The sequence below is a fragment of the Acutalibacter sp. 1XD8-36 genome (assembly GCF_009917525.1).
GTDB lineage: Bacteria > Bacillota > Clostridia > Oscillospirales > Acutalibacteraceae > Acutalibacter.
In genome coordinates, this window is the sequence record NZ_QZDU01000003.1 from 225,087 (window position 1) to 248,634 (window position 23,548).

General features: G+C 57.3%; 24 protein-coding genes. 19 read left to right on the plus strand and 5 right to left on the minus strand.

What is annotated here, in order from left to right; translation table 11 throughout:
- Positions 1-101 precede the first annotated feature (101 nt).
- Positions 102-536 carry a hypothetical protein gene (locus D5270_RS07665; protein ID WP_166543540.1) on the minus strand — a complete coding sequence of 145 codons (435 nt, stop codon included), beginning with the start codon at positions 534-536 and terminating at the stop codon, positions 102-104.
- 188 nt (positions 537-724) lie between these two features.
- Between D5270_RS07665 and D5270_RS07670 the strand changes: the two genes are divergently transcribed.
- The 10 genes from D5270_RS07670 (at position 725) to D5270_RS07715 (ending at position 9,254) form a co-directional block, all read left to right on the plus strand.
- Positions 725-1,708, plus strand: coding sequence for a MerR family transcriptional regulator (locus tag D5270_RS07670; RefSeq protein WP_166543541.1), 984 nt, complete (start codon positions 725-727; stop codon positions 1,706-1,708).
- Between the two features lie 239 nt (positions 1,709-1,947).
- The gene (locus D5270_RS07675; RefSeq protein ID WP_166543542.1) at positions 1,948-2,097 is read left to right on the plus strand and encodes a hypothetical protein; all 150 of its coding nucleotides are present in this window, start codon (positions 1,948-1,950) and stop codon (positions 2,095-2,097) included.
- The gene (locus D5270_RS07680) at positions 2,094-3,152 is read left to right on the plus strand and encodes a Gfo/Idh/MocA family protein (RefSeq protein ID WP_166543543.1); all 1,059 of its coding nucleotides are present in this window, start codon (positions 2,094-2,096) and stop codon (positions 3,150-3,152) included. Before D5270_RS07675 ends, D5270_RS07680 begins: the two co-directional genes overlap by 4 nt.
- Before the next feature lie 8 nt (positions 3,153-3,160).
- Complete coding sequence (locus D5270_RS07685) at positions 3,161-3,697, plus strand: DUF6144 family protein (protein WP_166543544.1); 537 nt, start codon at positions 3,161-3,163, stop codon at positions 3,695-3,697.
- A gap of 18 nt (positions 3,698-3,715) precedes the next feature.
- Complete coding sequence (locus tag D5270_RS07690; RefSeq protein ID WP_166543545.1) at positions 3,716-4,555, plus strand: sugar phosphate isomerase/epimerase family protein; 840 nt, start codon at positions 3,716-3,718, stop codon at positions 4,553-4,555.
- Between the two features lie 635 nt (positions 4,556-5,190).
- On the plus strand, positions 5,191-6,090 hold the full coding sequence (locus D5270_RS07695; RefSeq protein ID WP_166543546.1) for a YitT family protein: 900 nt from the start codon (positions 5,191-5,193) through the stop codon (positions 6,088-6,090).
- A gap of 12 nt (positions 6,091-6,102) precedes the next feature.
- The gene (locus D5270_RS07700) at positions 6,103-6,687 is read left to right on the plus strand and encodes an HD domain-containing protein (RefSeq protein ID WP_166543547.1); all 585 of its coding nucleotides are present in this window, start codon (positions 6,103-6,105) and stop codon (positions 6,685-6,687) included.
- Between the two features lie 66 nt (positions 6,688-6,753).
- A complete protein-coding gene (locus D5270_RS07705; RefSeq protein ID WP_166543548.1) occupies positions 6,754-7,761 on the plus strand; it encodes an ABC transporter ATP-binding protein in 1,008 nt (335 codons plus the stop codon).
- Positions 7,682-8,596: a hypothetical protein gene (locus D5270_RS07710; protein WP_166543549.1), complete on the plus strand. Its 915-nt coding sequence runs from the start codon at positions 7,682-7,684 to the stop codon at positions 8,594-8,596. The genes D5270_RS07705 and D5270_RS07710 overlap by 80 nt, the downstream gene beginning before the upstream one ends.
- A 406-nt stretch (positions 8,597-9,002) precedes the next feature.
- Positions 9,003-9,254, plus strand: coding sequence for a TIGR03905 family TSCPD domain-containing protein (locus tag D5270_RS07715; RefSeq protein ID WP_166543550.1), 252 nt, complete (start codon positions 9,003-9,005; stop codon positions 9,252-9,254).
- A 100-nt stretch (positions 9,255-9,354) separates the two neighbouring features.
- Here D5270_RS07715 and D5270_RS07720 read toward each other — a convergent pair whose 3' ends face one another.
- Entirely contained in the window at positions 9,355-9,507 is a 153-nt protein-coding gene (locus D5270_RS07720) for a hypothetical protein (protein WP_166543551.1), read from the minus strand.
- 283 nt (positions 9,508-9,790) lie between these two features.
- Between D5270_RS07720 and D5270_RS07725 the strand changes: the two genes are divergently transcribed.
- Genes D5270_RS07725 through D5270_RS07745 form a run of 5 tightly spaced genes read left to right on the plus strand, consistent with a single transcriptional unit; the run spans position 9,791 to position 14,982 of the window.
- On the plus strand, positions 9,791-10,243 hold the full coding sequence (locus tag D5270_RS07725; protein WP_166543552.1) for a CtsR family transcriptional regulator: 453 nt from the start codon (positions 9,791-9,793) through the stop codon (positions 10,241-10,243).
- Between the two features lie 41 nt (positions 10,244-10,284).
- The gene (locus D5270_RS07730) at positions 10,285-10,932 is read left to right on the plus strand and encodes a hypothetical protein (protein ID WP_166543553.1); all 648 of its coding nucleotides are present in this window, start codon (positions 10,285-10,287) and stop codon (positions 10,930-10,932) included.
- A gap of 20 nt (positions 10,933-10,952) precedes the next feature.
- On the plus strand, positions 10,953-11,474 hold the full coding sequence (locus D5270_RS07735) for a UvrB/UvrC motif-containing protein (protein ID WP_166543554.1): 522 nt from the start codon (positions 10,953-10,955) through the stop codon (positions 11,472-11,474).
- Positions 11,467-12,507 carry a protein arginine kinase gene (locus tag D5270_RS07740; protein ID WP_166543555.1) on the plus strand — a complete coding sequence of 347 codons (1,041 nt, stop codon included), beginning with the start codon at positions 11,467-11,469 and terminating at the stop codon, positions 12,505-12,507. The genes D5270_RS07735 and D5270_RS07740 overlap by 8 nt, the downstream gene beginning before the upstream one ends.
- A gap of 45 nt (positions 12,508-12,552) precedes the next feature.
- Positions 12,553-14,982 (plus strand): ATP-dependent Clp protease ATP-binding subunit, encoded by a 2,430-nt coding sequence (locus D5270_RS07745; protein WP_166543556.1) that lies wholly within the window; start codon positions 12,553-12,555, stop codon positions 14,980-14,982.
- Positions 14,983-15,048: 66 nt separating this feature from the next.
- On the opposite strand, the gene D5270_RS07750 is transcribed toward D5270_RS07745, so the two are convergent.
- Positions 15,049-15,393 (minus strand): GIY-YIG nuclease family protein, encoded by a 345-nt coding sequence (locus tag D5270_RS07750; RefSeq protein ID WP_166543557.1) that lies wholly within the window; start codon positions 15,391-15,393, stop codon positions 15,049-15,051.
- 629 nt (positions 15,394-16,022) lie between these two features.
- On the opposite strand from D5270_RS07750, the gene D5270_RS07755 reads away from it, so the two are divergent.
- Together D5270_RS07755 and D5270_RS07760 are read left to right on the plus strand one after the other, a co-directional pair.
- On the plus strand, positions 16,023-16,952 hold the full coding sequence (locus D5270_RS07755) for a S1 RNA-binding domain-containing protein (RefSeq protein WP_166543558.1): 930 nt from the start codon (positions 16,023-16,025) through the stop codon (positions 16,950-16,952).
- Between the two features lie 221 nt (positions 16,953-17,173).
- The gene (locus tag D5270_RS07760) at positions 17,174-17,746 is read left to right on the plus strand and encodes an AAA family ATPase (RefSeq protein WP_166543559.1); all 573 of its coding nucleotides are present in this window, start codon (positions 17,174-17,176) and stop codon (positions 17,744-17,746) included.
- 69 nt (positions 17,747-17,815) lie between these two features.
- Here the strand turns inward: D5270_RS07760 and D5270_RS07765 are convergent, their stop codons facing one another.
- Complete coding sequence (locus D5270_RS07765) at positions 17,816-19,126, minus strand: extracellular solute-binding protein (protein ID WP_166543560.1); 1,311 nt, start codon at positions 19,124-19,126, stop codon at positions 17,816-17,818.
- A gap of 164 nt (positions 19,127-19,290) precedes the next feature.
- Positions 19,291-19,560 carry a helix-turn-helix domain-containing protein gene (locus D5270_RS07770; protein WP_166543561.1) on the minus strand — a complete coding sequence of 90 codons (270 nt, stop codon included), beginning with the start codon at positions 19,558-19,560 and terminating at the stop codon, positions 19,291-19,293.
- Between the two features lie 162 nt (positions 19,561-19,722).
- Between D5270_RS07770 and D5270_RS07775 the strand changes: the two genes are divergently transcribed.
- Together D5270_RS07775 and D5270_RS07780 are read left to right on the plus strand one after the other, a co-directional pair.
- A complete protein-coding gene (locus tag D5270_RS07775) occupies positions 19,723-19,974 on the plus strand; it encodes an Arc family DNA-binding protein (protein ID WP_166543562.1) in 252 nt (83 codons plus the stop codon).
- Between the two features lie 82 nt (positions 19,975-20,056).
- Complete coding sequence (locus D5270_RS07780; RefSeq protein ID WP_166543563.1) at positions 20,057-23,461, plus strand: hybrid sensor histidine kinase/response regulator; 3,405 nt, start codon at positions 20,057-20,059, stop codon at positions 23,459-23,461.
- Positions 23,462-23,548 lie beyond the last annotated feature (87 nt).

Here is a 23,548-nt window from a genome sequence, read left to right on the forward strand (position 1 = left end):
GCGTCCCTTTATACTTATATTATATCCCGGGCCATGGCGCTTGTCAAGCCCGGATTCTGGGCAGACAGTACAAAAAGTACAGCCTGCTCATAGCCTGGAGCTCAGAGGTGCTCAGGCAGGCGTAAGCCTGCAAGCGCCTCGATGTCTTTTAGGTCATAAGTTTTAATAGGGCTGGCATTTATAGTCTTGGTCTTATTATTGTTCTTATTCTTTATATGTGTCGCGTTTGGAGCCGCATTTGTGGTCGCATATACTGTCGTTTTTTCAGACAGAAAATAGCTCGAGGGGTTGCCTTTGCCGCCCCTGTGGAAGCTGATAAACCCCGATTCCACCAGCCTGTCCCTGGCCCTGTAGGCCGCGTCCTTGCAGCAGCAGGTCAGCTGCATTAGCCGCGGCGTGTCCACCTGCACCGACCGGGGCCATCCGGCGCGGTTGAATACGCCCAGGAGCTTAAAGTACATCAGCTGGGAATTCGCCGGCAGGGCGTTGCTCTCAAGCCAGCGGTTGAAGTTGTTCAAACGGTCAATGTATGTCATGAACCTGCACCTCCTGTAAAATATTCCCTTCAACCTAAGGCCAAAAACAGTGCAAAGTTCGCCTTTTTCAGCGAACTTTTAAAAATTTCCCCAAACTTTCTCGGATTATTTACAGAATGTTCATATTTCCATCTTGACTTGTACACCGTGTCGCACCTTATACTTTCAAGCAGAGAGGAGTGAGCGCCATGAGCGGGCTTTTAACCGTAACCGATGTATCCAGGGAGCTGGGGCTCTCCACCAGGATGCTGCGCTACTATGAGGAGCAGGGGCTTGTCAGGAGCAGCCGGGCAGAGGGGTACGCCTACCGCATGTACGACGGGGAGGCCGTAAGGCGGCTGCGGCAGGTCATTGTGCTCCGGCGCCTGCGCATACCCCTTAGGGAGGTGAAGCTTATCCTGGACGACCCCGGTGCCCAGTGGGCCATATTCGTGTTCCAGCAGAAGCTCGCCGAGTTTGACGCGGAGCTTGCGAATATCGGGGCGGTGCGCGCGGTGACAGAGGAGCTGCTGAACACCCTGAAGAGCCGGTACTGGCTTCCCGCTGCCGACGTGCTGCTGGACGAGGATATAAGCGCGGTGCTCCCGACTCTGACAAACTCATATGAATTAGAAAAGGAGCGTGCAAAGAAGATGGAGAATCTAAACAGGGCCGAGGACAATATGAAGCTTACGGACGTGCGTATCGTCCACTTGCCGCCTGCCACAGTTGCCGCCGCCCGCTACTTCGGCCCAGACCCCGAGGACCATGCCGGGCGGATGATAGCGGACTTCGCCCGGGAAAAGAAGCTCTGGGAGACCGGCAGCAGCCTGAGGCTCTACGGCTTCAACTCCCCCAACCCTCCCCCCGAGGGCGGGGAATACGGCTACGAGTTCTGGGTGACGATACCTGACGATATGGACGTGCCGGAGCCCCTCACAAAGAAGCACTTTAGGGGGGGCACCTACGCCGCCCACGCCATCAAGATGGGGGATTTCCACGAGTGGGCCTGGCTCGCCCAGTGGGTGGACGAGAGCGAGGAGTACGATGTGAACGGCTCCGGGAGCCCTGCGGACATGTTCGGGAGCCTCGAGGAGCACCTGAACTACTACGACCACATCCAGGAGACCCCAGAGGGTGAGCCGGAGACTGCCCAGCTTGACCTGCTGATACCGGTGAGGAAAAAGGCTTGACACAGGGCCGGGAGACGGGTATAACATAGACAGAAGGTCAACTAAAATGAAAAAGCAGCCGTTCCTCAGAACCGGAGCGGTTGCTTTTTTTGTGTTATCGTTGTCTTTTATCAGTGCAATGGCAAGCTGAATAACTAAATCAGCACGAAATTATTCGTTTATCCCCTTGCATTTTTGGCGATAGTAGGTTATAATCACTCTTAATATGGGGAGACCCAAAACCTAAAGGAGGACGTGGAATGCCGACAGAGAAAGAACAGCTCATCATAACAAAGGCCGCGATATATGACCTGATGGAGATACTGGATTCAAATAAGGAAAAGGAAAGCTATACGACAGAGGAAATAAAAACAATTTTTAGGGCATATCTTAAGGAGGTTTCAAAATGAAAGTAGCAGTAATCGGCTGCGGCACCATCGCGAACACAGCCCATATCCCGTCCTATATGAACAATCCCGAGGCAGAGATTGTCTATTTCTGTGACATTATCCCGGAGCGTGCCGCCGGGGCCGTGGCTAAGTATGGCTGCGGCAAGGCGGTTGAGGACTACCATGTGGTTTTAAATGACCCGGAGGTACAGGCCGTTTCCGTGTGCACGCCCAACAATGTCCATGCGCAGATAGCCATTGACGCCCTGCGGGCTGGGAAGGACGTGCTCTGTGAGAAGCCTGCCGCCCGCACATATGCCGAGGCCCTGGAAATGCAGAAGGTCCAGCATGAGACCGGGCGGGTGCTGAATATCGGCGTTGTGAACCGCTTTAACGACAGCGTCAACCGCATAAAGGAGTACATCGACCAGGGGAAGCTGGGCAATGTGCACCATGTCTACGCCAGCTTCAGGGCACACCGCTCAATCCCGGGCCTTGGCGGGGCATTCACCACCAAGGCCATAGCAGGGGGCGGCGCCCTTATCGACTGGGGCGTGCACTACCTGGATATTGTGATGTACTGCTGCGGCGACCCCAAGGTAAAGACCGTCACCGGGGAGACCTTCTGCAAGCTGGGCCGCGACATGAAGAACTACGCCTATGTGAACATGTGGGCCGAGCAGAGCAGCGATAAGGAGAACGGCACATATGACGTGGACGACTCCGTTACCGGCATGATACGCACCGAGGGGCCGGTCATCACCCTCAACGGCGCCTGGGCCCAAAACATCGGCGAGAGCGAGACCTACATCGACTTCATGGGTGACAAGGGGGGAATCCGGCTCCATTACGGCTCGGACTTCACTGTGTACACCGTGGAAAACGGGGCGCCGGTGGAGTTCACCCCCAAGTTTAACATGCGCGACCACTTCCAGAACGAGATTGACGCTTTTATAGGCTGCATAAAGTCCGGGGAGAAGCTGCCGTCACATATTGACACGGTTATTATCACCGCTGAGATGATGCAGGCGATTTACGACTCTGCCGAGCAGCACCATGAGATTAGCCTGGGCTGAGATTAAAGATGGCAAAGAATGACAATACCCACGCCCTGAAATTCTTCCACAGCCTGTCAGAGCTGGACGGAGGCGCGGCGGAGGAATTTGCCCGGGAGCACCCCCTCTCGAAGTCCGCGGACTACAAAAAGAAATTCGCCTGGGCCAAGGCACAGTGTGAGTTTCTGGAGGAGCGCTTCTCCCCGGAGGAGATAGGGGAGGTCCGTGCCCGCTGCCACTGTGAGGCTGGCGCGGCTATGGCGAAGCGTATGCGGGGATATCTGGAGAAGTCGGAGGACTTGTCGGAGTTTGCCCGGATATTTAACGAGCGGGAGAAATATGTGACCCTGGAGGCGGCAGACGGCGGACTGCTGTTTGTGTACCCCGAGTGCTACTGCGCCTGCGTCAAGCGCACCCCGGAGCCAATCTCAAGGACCTGGTGCCTGTGCACCCTCGGGCACATCCGGGGGCTGATGTCCCAGGTGCTGGGCCGGGAGCCACAGGTGGAGCTGCTGGAAACTATCAAGTCCGGCGGCGAGAGATGTATAGTTAAAGTCTATATATAATAATTAAGGAGAGTAAATATGTATAAATTTCCTATAGGCGTACTGCTGGAGAGCTTTAAGCTCCCCATTATCGAGTCCCTGGACAAGGCCAAGGAGCTGGGCATGGACGGCGTGCAGATACGCGTCACCGACGGCGAGCTGACCCCTGAAAACCTCACCCCCGAGAAGCGCCGGGAGCTCTTAAAGGCCGTGAAGGACAGGGGGCTGACGGTCTCAGCCCTCTGCGGGGATATCGGGCGGTTTGACGACCCGGAGATAAACCCCGGCAGGATTGAGCGCTCAAAGCGGATACTGGACCTTGCCATGGATTTGGAGACTGATGTGGTGACTACCCACATAGGTGTTGTGCCTAAGCAGAGCTCACACCCCAGGTATGGTATAATGCAGGAGGCCTGCGGGGAGCTGGCCCGGTATGCGGACAGCCTTCGTGCCCACTTCGCCATCGAGACCGGCCCCGAGGAGGCCGTCACCCTGAAGGCCTTCCTGGACGGCCTGCACTCCACCGGCGTGGCTGTGAACCTGGACCCCGCCAACTTCGTTATGGTGACAGGGGACGACCCGGTGCAGGCGGTCTACACCCTTAAGGACTACATCGTGCACACCCACGCCAAGGACGGCAAGCGCCTGCGCTATGTTGAGCCGGAGATTGTCTACCGGGTGGCTGAGGCCGAAATGCTGGGCAGCAGCTCCTTCATCGAGCTGCCCCTGGGCGAGGGCGTGGTGGACTTCCCGGCCTACCTCAAGGCCCTGGAGGACATCGGCTTCAAAGGCTTCCTCACCATCGAGCGCGAGGTTGGGGACGACCCGGGGAAGGATATCGCCGCGGCGGTCGGGTTCCTGAAGGGGATTATTGGATAAGCTAAAGGAATAAAAAAGCGGCCCGACCCTTGACAAGCAGGGGGAGGGCCGCTATAATATCAATAGAGGGTGCCGCCGGCGGCTTCTGTGAAGCCCAGCGGTTTGGCTCCGATAGTTTATTGTTTTCTTATATTAAAGCAAGAAAACCGTCACTTGGCAGAGTGGCGGTTTTGCTTTTCGGACTCTTTCTTCTGTGCCGCAGTCTGATACAGCTCAATCTTTACTGTAAAACCGAACACTGCAAAAGAAATCGTAATAGGCATTTAGCTATCACCCCCTTTCTTGGCAAAAGCAGGGAAAGTGAAGCACCTCCTTTCGGAAGCGAAGCCGAAACCGCCTGCCGGTTGGCAGCACCCATCCCCTGGATGAAGCGGTATGTAGGGCAGAGGGGATTGTTGACATTATACTACCTGTACCGGGGTTTGTCAACACAATTCGGCGCGGTGCACACACGCAAGAAGCCGCCATTTTTTGTGCGGCGGCTTTTTTATACGCCGCCAAATACTTCCCGCTCCATCCTTGGGCGGGTGCCCTTTTTTGCGCAGAATCCCCCAAATTTCAAAAAATAAACCTTGTAATATCCCGGCGGATTTGGTAAAATCTATGAGTAATATAAATTTTTGGAGGGATTAGAGATGGACGGCGAGTCACCAAAGCAAGGGGCTGGGCCCAAGCTCCCCACAAGAGAAAACCTAAAGCAGTTCCTGATAGTCAACGGGGGAATATTCCTATTGTCCCTGGGGGTATACTTCTTCAAGTTCCCCAACAACTTCACCACCGGCGGGGTCAGCGGCCTTTCTATTATATTGGGGCGGCTGATACCAACCCCCTGGCTCTCCCCGGCGACTATGATGTGGATAATAAACATGGCCCTTTTGGTGGTGGGCTTCATATTCCTGGGCCGGGGCTTCGGCTTCTGGACGGCCTACAGCAGCCTGATGTTCTCCGCGGAGACCTGGCTGATGGAGAAGTTTTTCCCCATGGAGACCCCCTTTACCGACCAGCCCCTTCTGGAGCTCTGCTTTGCAATAATGCTTCCGGCGGTGGGCTCGGCGCTGCTTTTCAACAATAACGCCTCCAGCGGTGGCACGGATATAGTGGCGATGATACTTAAAAAGTACACAAGCCTTGACGATATCGGCAAGGCCCTCTTTGTAAGCGACGGACTTATCGCCGTCTCTGCCTGCTGGATTTTCGGCATGAAGACCGGGCTTTTCTCCCTGCTGGGCCTGTTTATGAAGGCCTTCGTGGTGGACTCGGTGATTGAGAGCATTAACCTGTGCAAGTTCTTCGCCATTGTCACCTCTAAGCCCAAGGAGATATGCGACTATATTATAGAGGACCTGAACCGCAGCTCCACGGTGATAGACGCCATGGGGGCCTACTCCCACGAGGGCCGCAAGGTGGTGCTTATCGCCTGCCGCCGGGGGGAGGCCGTGCACCTTCGCCAGCGCTGCAAGCAGGTGGACCCCCAGTGCTTCATGTTCATCACAAACACAAGCGAGATAATCGGCAAGGGCTTCCGCTCAGTATAAAAGGAGACAAATATGGACAGTATAAACCCTTCGGAATATAAAGATGAATTTATTAAAATATATAACGCCCAAATAAAGCGGGAGGGCGCCGAGAAGCTTTTAAAGTGGCTCTCGGGCACGGACTTTTTCACCGCCCCGGCGAGCACCCGCTTCCACCTGGCCTGTGAGGGCGGGCTTGTGTGCCACAGCGTGAACGTGTACAGGGCCCTGCGGGAGCGCTACTTTGAGGAGGGGGACAGCGAGGAGAGCTTTGCCCTGTGCGGCCTGCTCCACGACATCTGCAAGGCCCAGTTCTACAAGGTGTCCTACCGCAACGCAAAAAACCCCCGGACCGGGGAGTGGGAGCAGGTGCCCTACTACTCCGTGGAGGACGCCTTCCCCTATGGCCACGGGGAGAAATCCGTCTATCTGATTGAGCGCTTTCTAAGGCTGAAGCCCGCCGAGGCCGTGGCGGTGCGCTGGCATATGGGCGGCTTCGACGACTCCGCAAGGGGCGGGAGCTTCGCTGTGAGCGGGGCCTATGAGAAGTACCCCCTGGCGGTAAAGCTGCACCTTGCGGACATGGAGGCTACATACCTTCGGGAGAACCGGGGCTGATGGCCCATTTATATCACCTGATATATATTATTTAAGATATATTATTTAACGGAAGGGGGCAGGGCCATGGACGCTATCGGGGCCTATGACCTGACAAAAGTATACGGCCCGGGAGGGGGCAGGCCCGCCCTCCACGGTGTAAACCTGCTGGTGCCCGAGGGCCGCTCCATGGCCTGCGTGGGGCCGGAGTCCTCGGGGAAGACCACGCTTATCCGGCTCCTCTCCGGGCTCCTGCGGCCCAGCTCCGGGGAGTGCAGCGTGCTGGGGCTGTCCCCGGGCTATGAGGCCGCAAGGCTCCACAGCATGGTGGGCACGGTGCTGTACTCCTCAAAACTCTACGCCGATTTGAGCCTGTGGGACAACCTGCTGTTCTTTGCGGGCATACAGAAGCTGACAAAATCCGACGCTATAGAGCGGGCCTCCTTCCTGCTGCGCAGGCTGAACCTGTGGGAGGAGCGGGAGCACAGCCCCCGGCAGCTTTCCACCGGGATGTTCAAGCGGGCAAGCCTGGCCCGGGCCCTTATCCACCGCCCCAGGGTGCTGCTGCTGGACAGCCAGGGGGCCGGGATGGACTTGGAGACGGCGGGGCTTGTGAGGGAGCTTTTGGAGTATGCCGGGAGCCAGGAGGGGGTCACCCTGCTCATGTGCACACAGGATATGGGCTTCGTCCAGGACTTCTGCCAGAGCTTCGGGCTGCTCCACGAGGGCACGCTTATGGCAAGGGGGGACCTGGAGTCCCTGAGGCTGGCAGGCGGCGCAAAGCTTAGGGCCTCTTTAAGGCTGAAGGACGGTGACGAGGCCCCCGAGGGCTTCCGGCGGCAGCAGGACGGGCTGTGGCAGAAGTCACTGGAATCCGAGGAGGAGATGCCCAGGCTTATAATGCAGGTGGTCTCGGGAGGCGGCAGCTTATATGAGGCGCGGGTCATCAGGCCCACCCTATGGGAGATATACCAGGCCCACCTTGACAGCGGGCGCAGAAGGGAGGCGGAGATACATGGGGAGACAAGAGACGAAGCACAGCTCCTCCCGGCAGAGGAGCCAGGCACAGAGAGTGCCGTCCCAGAGGGAAGCTGAGCCGGGGCAGGGCACAAAGCTTCTGAGCTCCGCGGAGCTGCAGCTGGTGAAGAAGGACATGAAGTCCATCTGGACCAGGAGCAGCCGCCGGGCGCTCTTGGTGCTGCTGCCGGTAATGCTGGTGGTAGTGATACCGGCGGTGTATTTTGTACTGATACTGCTAATGCCAGAGGCTCCCGGGGCAAGGCCCCCTGAGGCTCTTACGGCGCTGCTGCCGGAGTATGTGTCTGGGCTGGGGTACAAGCAGGGGTGGCTGGTGATTTTCACGGATTTGCTCTGCCCTATGCTTTTCCTCTGCGTGCCCATACTCACCGGCGCGGCCTCAGCCAGCTACGCCTTTGTAATGGAGCGGGAGAGCGGCACCCTGGAGACGCTGCTGCTTACCTCCATGGGCCCGAAGTCTGTGTTCAACGCCAAAACTACCAGCTGCACGGTGCTGTCGGTGCTGATTTCAGGGGCGGGCTTCCTGGCCTTCGCCCTCACGGTCACCGTAGCGGACGTGTTCGCAGAGGTGCGCCTGTTCTTCACCCTGGACTGGCTCATCCTGCTGGTGCTGGAAATGCCCACCCTGTCCCTTTTCTCAGTGGTCTTCGTGGCGCTCACCGTCACAAGGGTACACAGCACCGTGGAGTCCCTCCAGACCATGGGCTACCTGATACTGCCTGTGGCGGCAATCTACCTTATGCAGCTTACCGGAATCTTCCGGCTGAACATCATAGCCCTCATCCTAATCTCAGCAGCTTTAGCGGTGCTGGACGTGGTATTCTTCAACGCGGCCTCCAGAGGGTTTACCCCCGAAAAGCTCCTGGAGCGGGACGGAGTGGGGGAGGAATAGATTTTTGGGGGTTGCAATTTCGTGGAGGCTGTGTTATAATATACCTGAAAACGTAACGTCCATAGCGCTTTCACCAAAGTCGAACCCCCGGAGATACGGCTCCGGGGGTTCATTCTATGGAGGGCCTTACTTGCCCTTTTTGCCCTGCCGCAGACGGCGGAACAGGCTAGGAAGGATGGAGCCTATGTAGTTGGCAGCCAGCCCACCGAGGACGGAGACAAAAAAGTCCCATAATACGTCCATAGCGCTTGTCACCTCCTTCTTGTTGCTCTGAAGGTTCGGGCAAGTGTATATATTATACCAACCATGTTGAATCCTGTCAATAAATACAGGGCATAATTGTATGCTTGACAGCCGGGGGAAAATCTGATACAGTATATATGTAAATAATTAAGGAGGTACCGCTATGGAATTTCACTATAACCCCACTGGGGTGTGCAGCAAGGGCATAGACATTGAGCTGGACGGGGATATCATCAAGTCCGTCAAGTTTACCGGCGGGTGCAACGGCAATACCCAGGGTGTTGCGGCACTGGCAAAGGGGATGACCGTGCAGGAGTATATCAGCCGCTGCAAGGATATTAAGTGCGGCCTGAAGAAGACCTCGTGCCCGGCCCAGCTTGCGCTGGCGCTGGAGGAGGCTGTGCTGGCAAAATAAGAACCCCCCTATAAAGTGAGAGGACGCCGTCCCAAAGGACGACGCCCTCTCTGTTTTTGACCCGGGCAGGGCCCGAGGTCAGGTTTGGGCAGAGCCCAGGTTAGCAGCAACCATTGTTGCAGCCGCCGCAGCCACAGTCACCGCCGTTGCAGCCACCGCAACCGCCGGACATGAAGTTGCTGCCGCAACCGCCGCCACAGCAGCAGAGCAGGAGAAGGATTATGATAATCCAAGAGCAACTGTTGTTACACATTTGTGCACGCCTCCTTTCGGACCCGGGCGCCGCCCGGTGTTTCAGACTCGGGTCTCGCCCGACGTCTTACACCACTATACTATTCCCGGGGGCAGAAAGGGTGACAGGGAGGAGAAGGTTTTTTTGAAAAAAGAGTATAGCGGAGCAAATAGGAGAATAGACGAGCTATAGGGAGCCTGACATATATTACACAGGCTAGTTTGACTTTAACTGACCTTGACATTGGGCGGGATAAGATGTAAACTAAGGTCAAAGAAAGTCAAAGGCAAACGGAGGCAATGGGATGAGGATAAGCGACAGCGTTGCAAACTATATATTAGAACTCCTGAACCAGGCAGGGGGGATTGCGGAGATACAGCGCAACGAGCTGGCGGGATTTCTGGGCTGTGTGCCCAGCCAGATAAACTACGTGCTCACCTCCCGGTTTACCCCGGAGCAGGGCTATCTGGTGGAGAGCCGCCGGGGAGGCGGCGGGTATATACGCATAACGCGGCTAAAGCTCAGCAAAGCGGACATGATAATGCACATAATAAACGGCGTGGGCGACTCCCTGGACGGGGCCTCGGCCCGGGTCATGCTGGAAAACATGGTGCAGAGCACGGTGCTGGACAGACAGTCGGCGGAGCTGATTGCCGCGGCCCTGTCGGAGAAGGCGCTGGCGGCGGTGCCCCGGGAGCTGAGGGACACGGTGCGGGCCATGATATGCAAGAACATGCTGCTGGTAACCAGGACATGAAAGGAAGGCTGGAGCTGGCTCGAACAGTTTTCGGAGTAATTTTGCTCATAACTTTACTGTCCGGCTGCCGGGGTGGAGTGCTGGTCTTCAATGGGACCCATGAGAGCCAGGACGCGGCAATGCTCTCAAAGCTCCGGGAGAGATACCCCAAAATGGGCTTTGAGTGCACCGGCAGGACCGGGGGAGGGGTACACTCAGTAGAGGCCTCCGACGGCACGGAGTTCCCGGCGTGGACTGCGGCAAAGTCAAAGGGCGAATTTCAGGTGCTGGAATATTACCTGGAGGAGTGGCTGGCGGCGAGGGGATATTATGACAAAATCGAGGGCCTCCTTGAGGAGCAGGGCTGCGGCTACGAGTACGGCAGCTACAACCACTATGAGCGGCATTTCCAGCTGGAGCTGGGGCCGCTGGACAGCGAGGAGCAGCTTGAAAAGGCGGCAAAGGCTGTCAGCCAAGTGAAGGCCGAGTTTGACAGCTTACGTCAGGAGTTTGAGGAGAGCACCGGCTGCCGGGACCTGCTGCTGTACTTCCACGGCAGCTACACCCTGGGCGGGGAGGAGCACCACGGGACCTTCCACCTCTCCATGAGGGAGGGGGACAGCTGGGGGAGAAACTACCCCTTTTACGACTACCGCTCCTATTTAGAGGAGTGCATAGAAAAGACAGGGGATATTCCAAATATAGACTAATTTTTTAGGAGGTATACTGTATGATGTGTCAGAGCTGCGGTCAGCGGACCGCCACCACCCATATTAAGACTGTCATAAACGGACAGCTGACGGAGGCCCACCTGTGCTCACAGTGCGCGAAGAAACAGGGCTACGGCAATATGCTGGGCGACTGGAGCGGCTTCGGGAGCCTCCTGGGAGGGCTGCTCACCGGAACGGAAACCGCCGCCCAGGAGAAGCGCTGCCCGGGCTGTGGGGCCAGCTTCAGACAGATAAAGGGGAGCGGCAAAATTGGCTGCGGGGAGTGCTACAACACCTTCCGCACCCAGCTCATACCGGTTATCGAGCGAATCCACGGCACTGTCCAGCACAAGGGGAAAATCCCCGGGGGCTCGGCCCTTATGGTGCAGGAGAAGAACGTGCAGCTTGCAAATACCGGGCAGAAAACTGTTTCTGAAGCCGACAGGAAGCGCCAGGAGCTGAAGGCCGCCATAGAAAGACAGGATTTCGAGCAGGCAGCCATACTGAGAGACCAGATAAAGGAGTTGGAGAGCCATGAGTGAAGCTAAGTGGTACGGCAGAGGGGGAGAGTCCGGGGAGGTGGTATCCAGCACCCGGGTGCGCCTTGCCAGGAACTTAAAGCGCCTGCCCTTCCCGGACAGGGCCGGCCATGAGGAGCGGGAGCAGGTGGTGGAGAGGGTGCGGGACGCCTTGGAAAACGGCAACAGCGTGCTCTCAAAGGACGTCAGGTTTTTGGATTTGGAGGAGCTCTCCCGGGAGGAGGCGGTGTCCCTGGTGGAGCGGCACCTGGTGAGCCCGGAGTTTATCTCGGGGCGCCAGGGCCGGGCCCTGCTGCTCAGCGCCGACGAGAGCATTTCCATTATGATAAACGAGGAGGACCATGTGCGGATACAGGTGCTCAGGGAGGGGCAGGCCCTCTCCGAGGCCATGGAGACCGCCGACAGGATAGACACCCTTTTAAGCGAGAGGCTGGAATATGCCTACGACAGGGACTTTGGATACCTGACCCAGTGCCCCACCAATCTGGGCACCGGCATGAGGGCCTCCCTGACCCTGCACCTGCCGGGGCTGACCGAGTCCGGGAGCATGGGGCGCATAGGGGAAAACCTGTCAAAGCTGGGAATGGTGCTGAGGGGGGCCTTCGGCGAGGGCACTAAGGCCGTGGGTGAGATGTACCAGCTCTCAAACCAGATAACCCTGGGGCTAAGCGAACGGCAGGCCATAGAGAACCTAGCCTCTATCGCCGGGCAGCTTATAGAGCAGGAGCGCCGCCTGAGAAAGGAAATGCTGGGCACGGTCCAGTGGCAGGACCAGCTTTCAAGGGCTGCGGGGATACTGGGCACGGCCCGGCTGATGTCCGGGGAGGAGGCCACCCGCCTGCTGTCCCTGGTGCGGCTGGGGCTCTCGGAGGGCAGGCTCTCCGGGGTGGAGCTGGGGACTGTAAACGGCCTGGCGGTGGAGGTACAGCCCGCAACCCTCATGGCTGCGGGGGGCAGGCAGCTCTCCCCCGAGGACAGGGACCGGCTGCGGGCGGATATACTGAGGGATACATTCAAAGATATAAAAATATTATAAATTATTATAGTTAATATTGTAATTATTAAATGGAGGAGTGATTTTATGTTCCAGTTCAAAGGCTTCACCGAGAAGGCCAACAGGGCCCTGAACCTGGCGGTGGAGGCCGCCGAGAGCCTGGGCCACGACTATATAGGCAGCGAGCACCTTATGCTAGGGCTCATACAGGAGGGCAGCGGCGTGGCCTATACGGTGCTCTCAAAGCTGGGGGTGACCGCCGAGGGCTACGAGAAGGAGCTGAAGGACCGTATCGGCTGGGGCGAACCCACCAGCCTTACCCCCGAGAACTTCACCCCGCGCACAAAGCAGATACTACAGGTAGCGGCTATGGCAGGCGCAAGGCTCAACAACATGTATGTGGGCACGGAGCATATACTCATAGCAATAATGCAGGACGAGAGCTGCTACGCCATGCGCTTTTTGAAAATACTGGGGGTGGAGCCGGACAGGGTGACCCGGGAGCTGATGGGGAGCGGCGCGGTCCTTGCCGGGGAGAGCGAGGCCGGGAAGCCCGGGGTGAAAAAGGGCTCGGCCCTGGAGCAGTTCGGGCGGGACCTGACGGAGATGGCCAGGGAGGGGAAGATTGACCCGGTCATAGGCCGCTCGGAGGAGATACAGCGGGTCATCCAGATACTGTCCCGGCGCACGAAGAACAACCCGGTGCTCATCGGCGAGCCCGGCGTGGGCAAGACCGCCGTAGCCGAGGGCCTGGCCCTGAGGATAAGCACAGGGGATGTGCCGGAGACCCTGAAAAAGCAGCGGCTCATATCCCTGGACCTTACAAGCATGATTGCCGGTACAAAGTATAGGGGGGACTTTGAGGAGCGCATTAAGTCCGCTATAGAGCAGGTGAAAAATGACGGCAGCATAATCCTGTTTATTGACGAGCTGCACACCATAATCGGCGCGGGCTCCGCAGAGGGCTCCACAGACGCGGCGAACATCCTCAAGCCAGCCCTGGCCCGTGGGGACTTCCAGGTGATTGGCGCGACCACCATAAACGAGTACCGAAAGCATATAGAGAAGGACGCGGCCCTGGAGCGCCGGTTCCAGCCGGTGACCGTGGGGGAGCCCTCAGAGGAGGAGGCCGTTGAGATACTAAAGGGGCTCAAAGATAGGTACGAGGCCCACCATAAGGTGAAGATAACGGACGGGGCTATAGAGGCGGCGGTGAAGCTCTCGGCAAGGTATATCTCCGACCGCTTCCTGCCCGACAAGGCCATAGACCTGGTGGACGAGGCGGCGTCCAGGGTACGCCTCAGGACCTTCACCGCCCCGGGAAATCTCCAGGAGCTTGAAGCAAGGATAAAGGAGCTGGAGGGTGACAAGGCTGCGGCTGTAAACAGCCAGGACTTTGAGCGGGCGGCCTCCCTTCGGGACCAGCAGAAGGAGCTTAGGGAGCAGCTTGAGCAGGCCAGGGACAAGTGGGCCGCTGAGAACGAGCGCAGCAATAGCGTGGTGGGAGAGGAGGCCATAGCGGATATTGTGTCCATGTGGACCGGCGTGCCGGTCTCCCAGCTCACCGAGGAGGAGAGCCAGAGGCTCCTGCGCCTGGAGGATACCCTCCACCGGCGGGTGGTGGGCCAGGAGGAGGCTGTCACGGCTATAGCCCGGGCCATACGTCGGGGCAGGGTGGGCCTGAAGGACAAAAACCGCCCAATCGGCTCCTTCATCTTCCTGGGGCCCACAGGTGTTGGCAAGACGGAGCTCTGCAAGGCCCTGGCAGAGGCCATGTTCGGGGACGAAAAGGCCATTGTCCGCTTCGACATGAGCGAGTATATGGAGAAGCACACGGTGTCAAGGCTGGTGGGCTCACCTCCCGGCTATGTAGGCTTTGACGAGGGGGGCCAGCTCACAGAGGCGGTGCGCCGCAGGCCATACTCGGTGGTGCTTTTCGACGAGATAGAGAAGGCCCATCCGGAGGTGTTCAACATCCTTTTACAGCTCCTGGAGGATGGGCGGGTCACCGACTCCCAGGGCAGGACCGTGGACTTCAAGAACACGGTGGTCATCATGACCTCAAACGTGGGGGCAAGGCTCATCACCGAGAGGCAGGGCTCCTTGGGCTTCGCCCGGGAGGAGAGCGCAGCCGGGGACTTTGAGAAGATAAAATCCACGGTGATGGGGGAGCTGAAAAACCTCTTCAAGCCGGAGTTCTTAAACCGCGTGGACGATATAATCGTCTTCCACAAGCTGACAAAAGAAGATACGGTAAAAATAGCCGGGAAGCTCCTTGGCACCCTCTCCGGCAAGCTCACGGAGCTTGGGGTGGAGGTGGAGTTCACCCCCGAGGCGGTGGAGCTCATAGCCGAAAAGGGGTACGACCCGGGCTATGGAGCGCGGCCTTTGAGAAGGGCTGTTCAAAGGGAGCTGGAGGACGTGATTTCCGAGAGGCTGCTTGAGGGGACCATGGCGGCAGGGAAGAAATACAGGTGCGGCGCCTCTGAGGGCAGGTTCAGGCTGGAGGAGTGCTGATAAGGCAAAAAACAGAGAGGCAGGCCGGGAGCGGCTGCCTCTCTATTTTCGTTCCTTGGGGGATGTTTACCTTCTCCCCGGACGCATCTGCCGGGCCTGCGGGTACTCCTCAAGGCAGAGCATATACAGCAGCTCCAGGTCCTCGCTATGGTCCTCGTCCCGCTCCTTATACTCCAGCTTCTTCAGCACGGACCACTGAAAGGACCCGGGGTCCTCAGTGAAGGCCTTCTGCATTTCCCTGTTGGGCCAGGAGCCAAGCTGCAGCTGGAACAGGCTGCCGTTATAATCGGCGGCGGCGTCCCTGGATATGGCTATCCACCTGTTTTCGCCCTGCTGCCAGCAGACAATGCCCATATCGGGCTTCCGCTCGTCATACTGGGAGCGCAGCTCCTTTTTCCTGTTTTTGTCCATTTTATGTGCTCCTTTTCTTTTTGATGGGGTTTGTTTTCAGCAAGTCCGCTGCCAGGCAGGGGCCAGCGTTGACAATCGGGCATATGGATGATATAATGTGCCCAAGGGCACTGTCATAATAACGGTGAACGGTCGGCGGACGTTGACCATAGCTATGCTCTGGTCAAGTCCCGGAGTTTTCCTCGGCTCTGAAAGAGCCGCCCCCGCGTTCGCGGGGTACCGGAAAACTCCTGCTTCTGCGGAAGGCCTGAAACTTCCGATTACATAGAGACCCGCGCTGAAAGTTTTGCTGCTACATAAGCGGGATTCCTCCGTGGATAGGAGGTGATACTTTTGAGCGATTTCGAGCTGCTGTATCTGATGCTTACTACTATTCAGATTTTAATAGAGCTGACGAAAAGTGATAAGAATGCAAAAAAGTAGCCGCTCCGGCCTAAGGTAGCGGCTGCTTTTTTATATAAGCGACTACTTAACTCGGGCCAGCCGTTCAAACTATGGCAGCGCCCGCTTTTCTTCTATCAATATTATACACTTCCCCGCCCTATTTGTCAACCCCGCATATCGCAGCCTCCCCGCGCATATTATCTCTTGGGAAAACCAGAGATTTGTATAGAAAGGGAAGTGTAGAAATGTTGGAGACCCAGTTTTACCCTGAAGGACACCGGCTGAACGCGCCGGAGAATCTGGCGGCGGCAGGCTCCCCTGCCGCCCTCAGCGAGGCCATGCGGGAGGGGCGGATACTGGAGGCCCGGGCCGTTATGTGCGACAGCGCCCACGACCTTATTGTGGACCTTGGCTGTATGAGGGGGATTATCCCAAGGGAGGAGGGGGCCCTGGGCATTAGGGAGGGGACTGTGCGGGATATCGCCATACTCTCCCGAGTGAACAGGCCTGTCTCATTTATCGTGCGTGACTTTATAAGGGACGGCGAAGGCCGGGTGACGGCCCTGCTGTCCCGGCGGGCGGCCCAGGAGCGCTGCCAGAGGGAGTACATAGAGAGGCTTGCCCCCGGGGACGTGATACCCGCCCGGGTCACCCACCTTGAGCCCTTCGGGGCCTTTGCGGACATCGGCTGCGGCATACCCGCCCTGCTGCCTATCGACAGCATTTCCGTCTCCCGGATAGGCCACCCCAAGGAGCGCTTCCTGCCGGGGATGGACATAAGGGTGGTGGTGAGGAGCCGGGAGAACGGCAGGATAAACCTGACCCATAAGGAGCTACTTGGCACCTGGGCCGAGAACGCCGGGCGCTTCCGGGCCGGGGAGACCGTGGGAGGGGTCATACGCAGTATAGAAAACTATGGCGTCTTCGTGGAGCTCTCCCCAAACCTGGCGGGCCTTGCGGAGACCCGGGAGAACATCTTCCCGGGCCAGCAGGCCAGCGTCTTCATAAAGAGCGTGCTGCCCCAGAGGATGAAGGTGAAGCTGATTATCATAGAGACCTTCGACAGCGAGCCCAGACGCCCCCAGCCCCCCGAATACTTCTTCAGCGGCGTGCACATGGAGGAATTTGTCTACTCCCCGCCTGAGAGCGAAAAGCTTATCCGCACGGTATTTTAAAAAGGCCGCGGCAGGCTTTTGCCTTGACAAAGAAGGCCGGGGCGTGTATAATGTATAATAAATATAGAAAAAGAAAAAAGCGGGCGCTGCCATAGTTTGAACGGCTGGCCTGGGTTATTGACTATCTTTAAAAATAGCCGTTCCCCTGACCCGGGAGCGGCTGCTTCTTTGTACTATTTTCTAAGGCTATAAGCAGAAGAACGATTAAAGGGAGCATACCAATGACAAAAAAAGCCATAGTTATATGCGGCTACCTGGCCTCGGGGAAGTCCACCTTCGCCCTGAGGCTTGCAAGGGAGTTGAACGTGCCGTACTTAATAAAGGACACCTTTAAGAGCGCCATCTGCCGGGACCTGCCCATTGAGGACAGGAGCGCCAGCAGCAGGTTTTCTGCGGCTACCTTTAACGCCATGCTCTATGTAGCGGAGAGGCTGATGGAGACCGGGGCGCCGGTTATCCTGGAGGGCAACTTTGTGCCCGCCGGGGTGAAGCCGGTGGACGAGGCGGGGGAGCTCAGGGGGCTTATGGAAAAATACGGCTATAGCTCCCTGACCTATAAATTTACCGGCGACACCGCCGTGCTCTACCGGCGCTTCATAGAGCGGGAGAACACCCCCGGGCGGGGGCGGGCAAACCGCATAGGCGGCGAGATATCCCAGGAGACCTTCGACAGCTGGTGCCGGGCGATGGACGGCTTCGGGCTGGGGGGAGAGACGGTTGAGGTGGACGCCACGGATTTCGCCAGTGTTGATTATGACAGGCTAATCAGGGCGGCTATGCCGCCCCGCACATAAATAAACAGCCTCCGGTTTCAGGAGGCTGTTATATATATAATATTATTATTTGATTTGTTTATATATAGTCTAGGACTCCTGCAGGCTCATAGCCAGCACCCGGCAGGTCTCGTCAATCAGCTGGTCGATGTCCCCCTCCTCAAAGCCGGTATGTATGTTCAGGCAGCGGCTCTCCAGCTCATACACCCCCACAGTTACAGTGTCGAAAAAGTTCACGGCGGTTATGGAGTCCTGTACAGCCCGGAGGCCGTCGAAATTTTCCTTTGAAAGGCTCCAGCTATCGGAGCCCCGGAGCTTTACAGGATACTCCTCGCTCATCAGCCGGGAGTCCATGGGGAACCCGCCGAAGGTGCCCCGGAAGGCGAGGTAGGAGTTGTAAAAGGTGCCGGACTGCTGGCTTTCCAGGCTCATAAGGTAGTCCAGCACCAGGAAGGCGTCGTCCTTATGCCTGCTGCCGGCGCTTATGACGGCATAGGAGCGCACCGAGGCGGTCACGCCGCCGTCCCGGGAGTAGAGGGGGATGTAGGTCAGCGTGGCCGATTCATCAATACCGGACCCGCGGCCAATAAACCCTGCGCCGGACAAAGGCTGGGAATAGGCCGGGGTATCCCCGAAGGCCTCCGCGTCTGACTCGTCCAAGAGCTCGAAATTCCTATGTATCCGCTCCTTAAGCTGGTCGGCGGTAAACAGCAGCTCCTCCTTGTCAAAGTCGGCAAGCCTGCCCAGGGTATTGTGCACTGTCATATCGCCGGTGCCGTCTGTCTTCTGGGGGGAGCCGCCCCAATAGGCTGTGCAGGCCTTGTCGATAATGTCCCCGCCTGCGGCAGTCTCCTCCCAGGTTTTGCTCCTGTCGGGGGTATGGCTCACGTCCTCCTTGAGAAAACAGCTCATATTGAACTGGTATGATAGGGGTATAATAAACTGACCCTTTTCAGTCCTTCCGGCGTTTAAAACAGACTGTATCTGCTGGTCCCACTCTGTTATCTCAGACTTCTCCATATACTTGTCCAGGTTCAGGAAAAGGCCGTTTCCGGCGGACTTCTCAGGGTACGGGAACAGCAGGCCCTCCTTTGAGGCGTAGCAGGTCATAATAAGGTCCGGCCCGCTGCCGCCCATTATCTCGGCCTTCAGCCGGGTGAGCGCCCCCATGCGCTCCTCACCTTCGGGGGGCACGAGCTCCAGCTCGTACTCCTCGGGCCCGCCCATAGAGGCGACGGCCTTCATCAGAGACTTGAAGGCGCTCTCAGCCTTGTTGGAGTCAATCTCGTCAAGCCCCAGGTCCAGGCAGACCCGCAATGGGCCGGAGGGCTTGGGCCCGCAGGCCGAAAGGGGCAGCAGGAGTGTCAGTGCGCATAAGATCAGGGCGGCGAGCTTTTTCATTGTCAATCATCCTTTCATAGCGGGCTTCAGTATAAACAATTCACTATAATAATACTATACCACTATAAAACTCAGAAAGCAACAATTTTTTACAAATATTATAAACTATTTAAATATTGTGTGAATATGTATCGTGAATGTATATAGTATATATGCGGCAGCCCCTAATTCAGGGGCTTGCTTTTCTGTACCCGCCTGCCGGAATCCTCAGGGTCGGCGTAGAGCTCGGGGTAGAAGAAGTCCGCGGGCGGTATGCCGAAAAACTCCGCCAGCACCCTGAGGGAGTGCAGGTCGGGGGAGGTCTTGCCGGACTCGTAGTAGGAGTAGGCGGAGCGGGTCACCCCAAGGAGCTTTGACACGCTCTCCTGGGTGGCGTTTTTTGCCAGCCGCAGCGTGCGCAGCATGGCCCCAAGGTCTTTGTTAAAGGCTGTCATATCACTTTCTATCCCCATTCATTTTAATGTAAACACGGCTCACTTAGTATTATAAATTGGTCTCCACCTAATGTCAATATGCTAATAAAATAACTTCTGGTTGGTATACTACTCCATACAGTCTGGTAAAGAAAAATACAGTAAAAGCTGAAGGAGGTTGTTATGCCGTCTGGAAAGCACAGATACCCACAGTACACCCTGCGCACCTCGGAGGGGCTGATGGACAAGCTTAAGTACATCGCGGAGTATAACGGGCGCTCTGCAAACAGGGAGCTGGAGCAGCTTATCCGGGCCCATGTCAGCCGCTTCGAGCATAAGCACGGCCCTATTGAGCTCACCACGGAGGACTACCAGTTTATACGCAAGCGCACAGGGCGGGCCGGTGGAAAAACCGGCTCCTCCCCGGAAAGCTAAAAGCGCAATACATCCCTTGCAAGCTCCCAGCTTATGTGTTATAATAATCAGAATATAACTCTTAAAGAGGGGGAGAGGGATTATGCAGCAGAGGAACAGGCCCATATGGCAGCCGGTATCCTACGCCTTTCTTTTCCTGGCGGTAGTGTCGGTGCTGTTTTTTATCTATACGGCCCAGAACCAGGGGAGGATACAGGAGCAGAACAGGGTCTACGCCGAGGACTGCGCCAGGCAGACGGCTGAGCGCATAGGCAGCGAGTTCGACAATGCCCTGCAGCGCATTGAAAACTGCGCGTACCTGGTGGGCACCAAGGGGGAGGCCCCGAAGATAGACCAGGAGATGCTCATGGAGATGGAGCGCAATACCACCTTCGACGCCGTGCGCTTCACCGATGTGACAGGCAAAAACTACACCGCCGACGGCAAGACCAGCGACAGCTCCGACAGGGAGTATTTCAAAAGGGGCATGAGCGGCGAGAGCGGGATAGAGGTGGTGTCCACCTGCAGGATAACCGGCAAGCCAATGATGGTCTTCTTCTCCCCTGTGAAGGCAGGGGAGGAGGTGTACGGCGTATTTCTGGGGCTGTACTTTGCCGAGGACTATATGCGCGACATGCTCTCGACCACCTACTTCGGGGAGCAGGCCCAGGTGTACCTGTGCCATATGGACGGCAGCATAATAGCCAGCTCCGGCGGCGGGACCCATACAGGGAACCTTCTTGACAATATGTCGGGGGCGGGGGTCATAGACAGGGGTGTGGCGAGGACCATAAAGACCACGGCCTTTGAGGAGGGCGGCAGCGTGTCCGTCTTCTGCAATGAGGAGAGCGATATCGACAACCTCTGCGCGGTGAGCCTGCCGGGGTACGACTACGTGCTTGTGCAGGCCTTCCCCAGGGACATAACAGAGAATATGCTAAGGCGGGCGAACAGCGCGGGTATCTGGCTAGAGGTCTGCCTGATAATCCTGTTTGTACTGTATGTGGCCTTCCTTATAATAAGGGCCGGACGGCAGCGCAGGCAGCTTGAGAAGGAGAATAAGACCTTCAGCGACGTGCTCCGGGGCATAAACATACTTTTCTCCTCCGTATACCTTATAGTGGACCTGGAGCAGGACAGCTACTCATATATGGCGGGGGAAGGCCCCCTGAACTCCGCTTTGCCCATGGAGGGGAAATACACCGACAACGTGATACCCGCCCACGCCGCCGACCTGATAGGGGATGAGGGCAAGGCGGCATACCGGCAGTTTGCAAAGCCCGAGAACCTTATGGAGGGCCTGAAGGACGCCGACTCCCTGGTGCACGAGTGCCATGTGCGCCGCAAGGGGAAGGAGGAGTGGGAGCACCTGATAGTGGTGTGCCTGGAGCGCCGGGAGAGCGTGCCGGTGAGGGCGCTCTATGTGCGCCAGAACGTGACGGAGCTAAAGCTCCGGGAGCTCAGGGAGCAGCGGGAGCGCTCCATACTGAACCGCAAGGCCAGGCAGTACAGGCTGGCGATAATGTCCAACGCCGTGAGCGCCTTTGAGTGCAACCTGACAAACGATATGATGGAGCAGGACGTGCTGAGGCTAAGGGACGGCAAGGCAACCTCCGCGCTGGAGGCCGTGGGGCTCAAAGCCCCCTGCAAAGCCTCGGAGTGCTTTAAGCGCTGGGTGCAGGAGGTGCTGCCGGAGTCCCGGGAGGCCTATGGTAAGTGTGCCGATGTGAATTACCTGAAGGCCCAGTTCGAGCGGGGGAACATGGAGACGGACGTGGACTTCTGGGAGTCCTGGGAGGGAGAGGCCCACTGTATAAGGCAGTCCTTTTTACTGACCCGGGACGAGGACACCGGGGACCTTATTGCCATGGTGGTCTCAAAGGATATCACAGAGCAGGAGCAGAAGCAGCGGGAGCAGACCCAGGCCCTGCAGGACGCCCTCATGCAGGCCCAGCACGCAAACCAGGCAAAGACCACCTTCCTCTCAAATATGAGCCACGATATCCGCACGCCCATGAACGCCATAATTGGCTTTGCAACCATAGCCGCAAGCCATATGGAGCGCACGGACCAGGTGCGGGACTGCCTGCAGAAGATACTCTCCTCCAGCAACCACCTGCTGGGGCTGATAAACGACATACTGGACATGAGCCGCATAGAGAGCGGCAAGCTTCAGATTCACAACCAGGAGTGCAATATACCCGAGCTCATGCACAACCTGGTGAATATAATCCAGCCCCAGGTGAAGTCGAAGCAGCTTGAGATGTTTATAGACACCTTCGAGGTGGTAAACGAGGACGTTATAGCGGACCCCTTAAAGCTGAACCAGATATTCATAAACCTTATGGGCAACGCCGTAAAATACACCCCCGCCGGCGGGACGGTAAGCTTCAGGATTATCCAGCGGCCCGCGTTTAAGCACGGCTGGGGGGAGTATGTGTTTATTGTAAAGGACAACGGAATCGGCATGTCAAAGGAGTTTGTGGAGCATATCTTCGAGCCATTTGAGCGGGAGTCCACCGCCACCCGCAGCGGCATACAGGGCGCGGGCCTTGGCATGGCGATTACAAAGAGCATAGTTGACATGATGAGCGGCGAGATAACCGTTGAGAGCGAGGTGGGCAAGGGCAGCACCTTCTCGGTGAGGATACCCTTAAAGCTCCAGGACGTGGAGAGGAACGCCCAGGAGATTAAGGAGCTCCAGGGCCTGCGCTCCATGGTGGTGGACGACGACTTCAACGTCTGCGACAGCGTGAGCAAAATGCTCAAGAGCATAGGCCTGCGCTCTGAGTGGACCACCTCGGGCCGGGAGGCGGCGTACAGGGCCAAGTCCGCCTATGAGGAGGGGGACCCCTACCATACCTATATAATAGACTGGCAGATGCCCGAGACCAGCGGCATAGAGACCGCCAGGAAGATAAGGAGCGTGGTGGGCAACGACGCCCCCATAATCATCCTCACGGCCTACGACTGGGCGGATATTGAGGACGAGGCCAAGGCCGCTGGGATTACCGCCTTCTGCGCAAAGCCCCTGTTTATGTCGGATTTAAGGTCGGCGCTGCTGGCTGCAAACAATATCGGCGGCACGGACCAGGCAGACGGCGTTATCTGGACCGAGGCCGACTTTGAGGGCAGGAGGCTCCTGCTGGTGGAGGACAACGAGCTCAACCGGGAGATAGCCACGGTCATCCTGGAGGAGGCAGGGTTCGTGATAGAGTCCGCCCCCGACGGCACGGACGCTGTGTCCATGATGGAGAAGGCCGAGGAGGGCTATTATGACGGTGTGCTCATGGACGTGCAGATGCCGGTCATGAACGGCTACGAGGCTACCAAGGCCATACGCGCCCTTGACCGCCGGGACGTAAAGAACCTGCCTATTATAGCCATGACCGCCAACGCCATGGAGGACGACAAGGAGGCGGCGCTGAAAAGCGGCATGAACGCCCACATAGCAAAGCCCATAGACATAGGCCTGCTGATGGATGTGCTCCAGCAGTTCCTGATGTGAGCGGATATACCCTAAAGACAGGCTGCACCGGCCTGTCTTTAGTATGTTATTTGAGTTATTTAAGAGCTTAATATTTATTTAAAATAG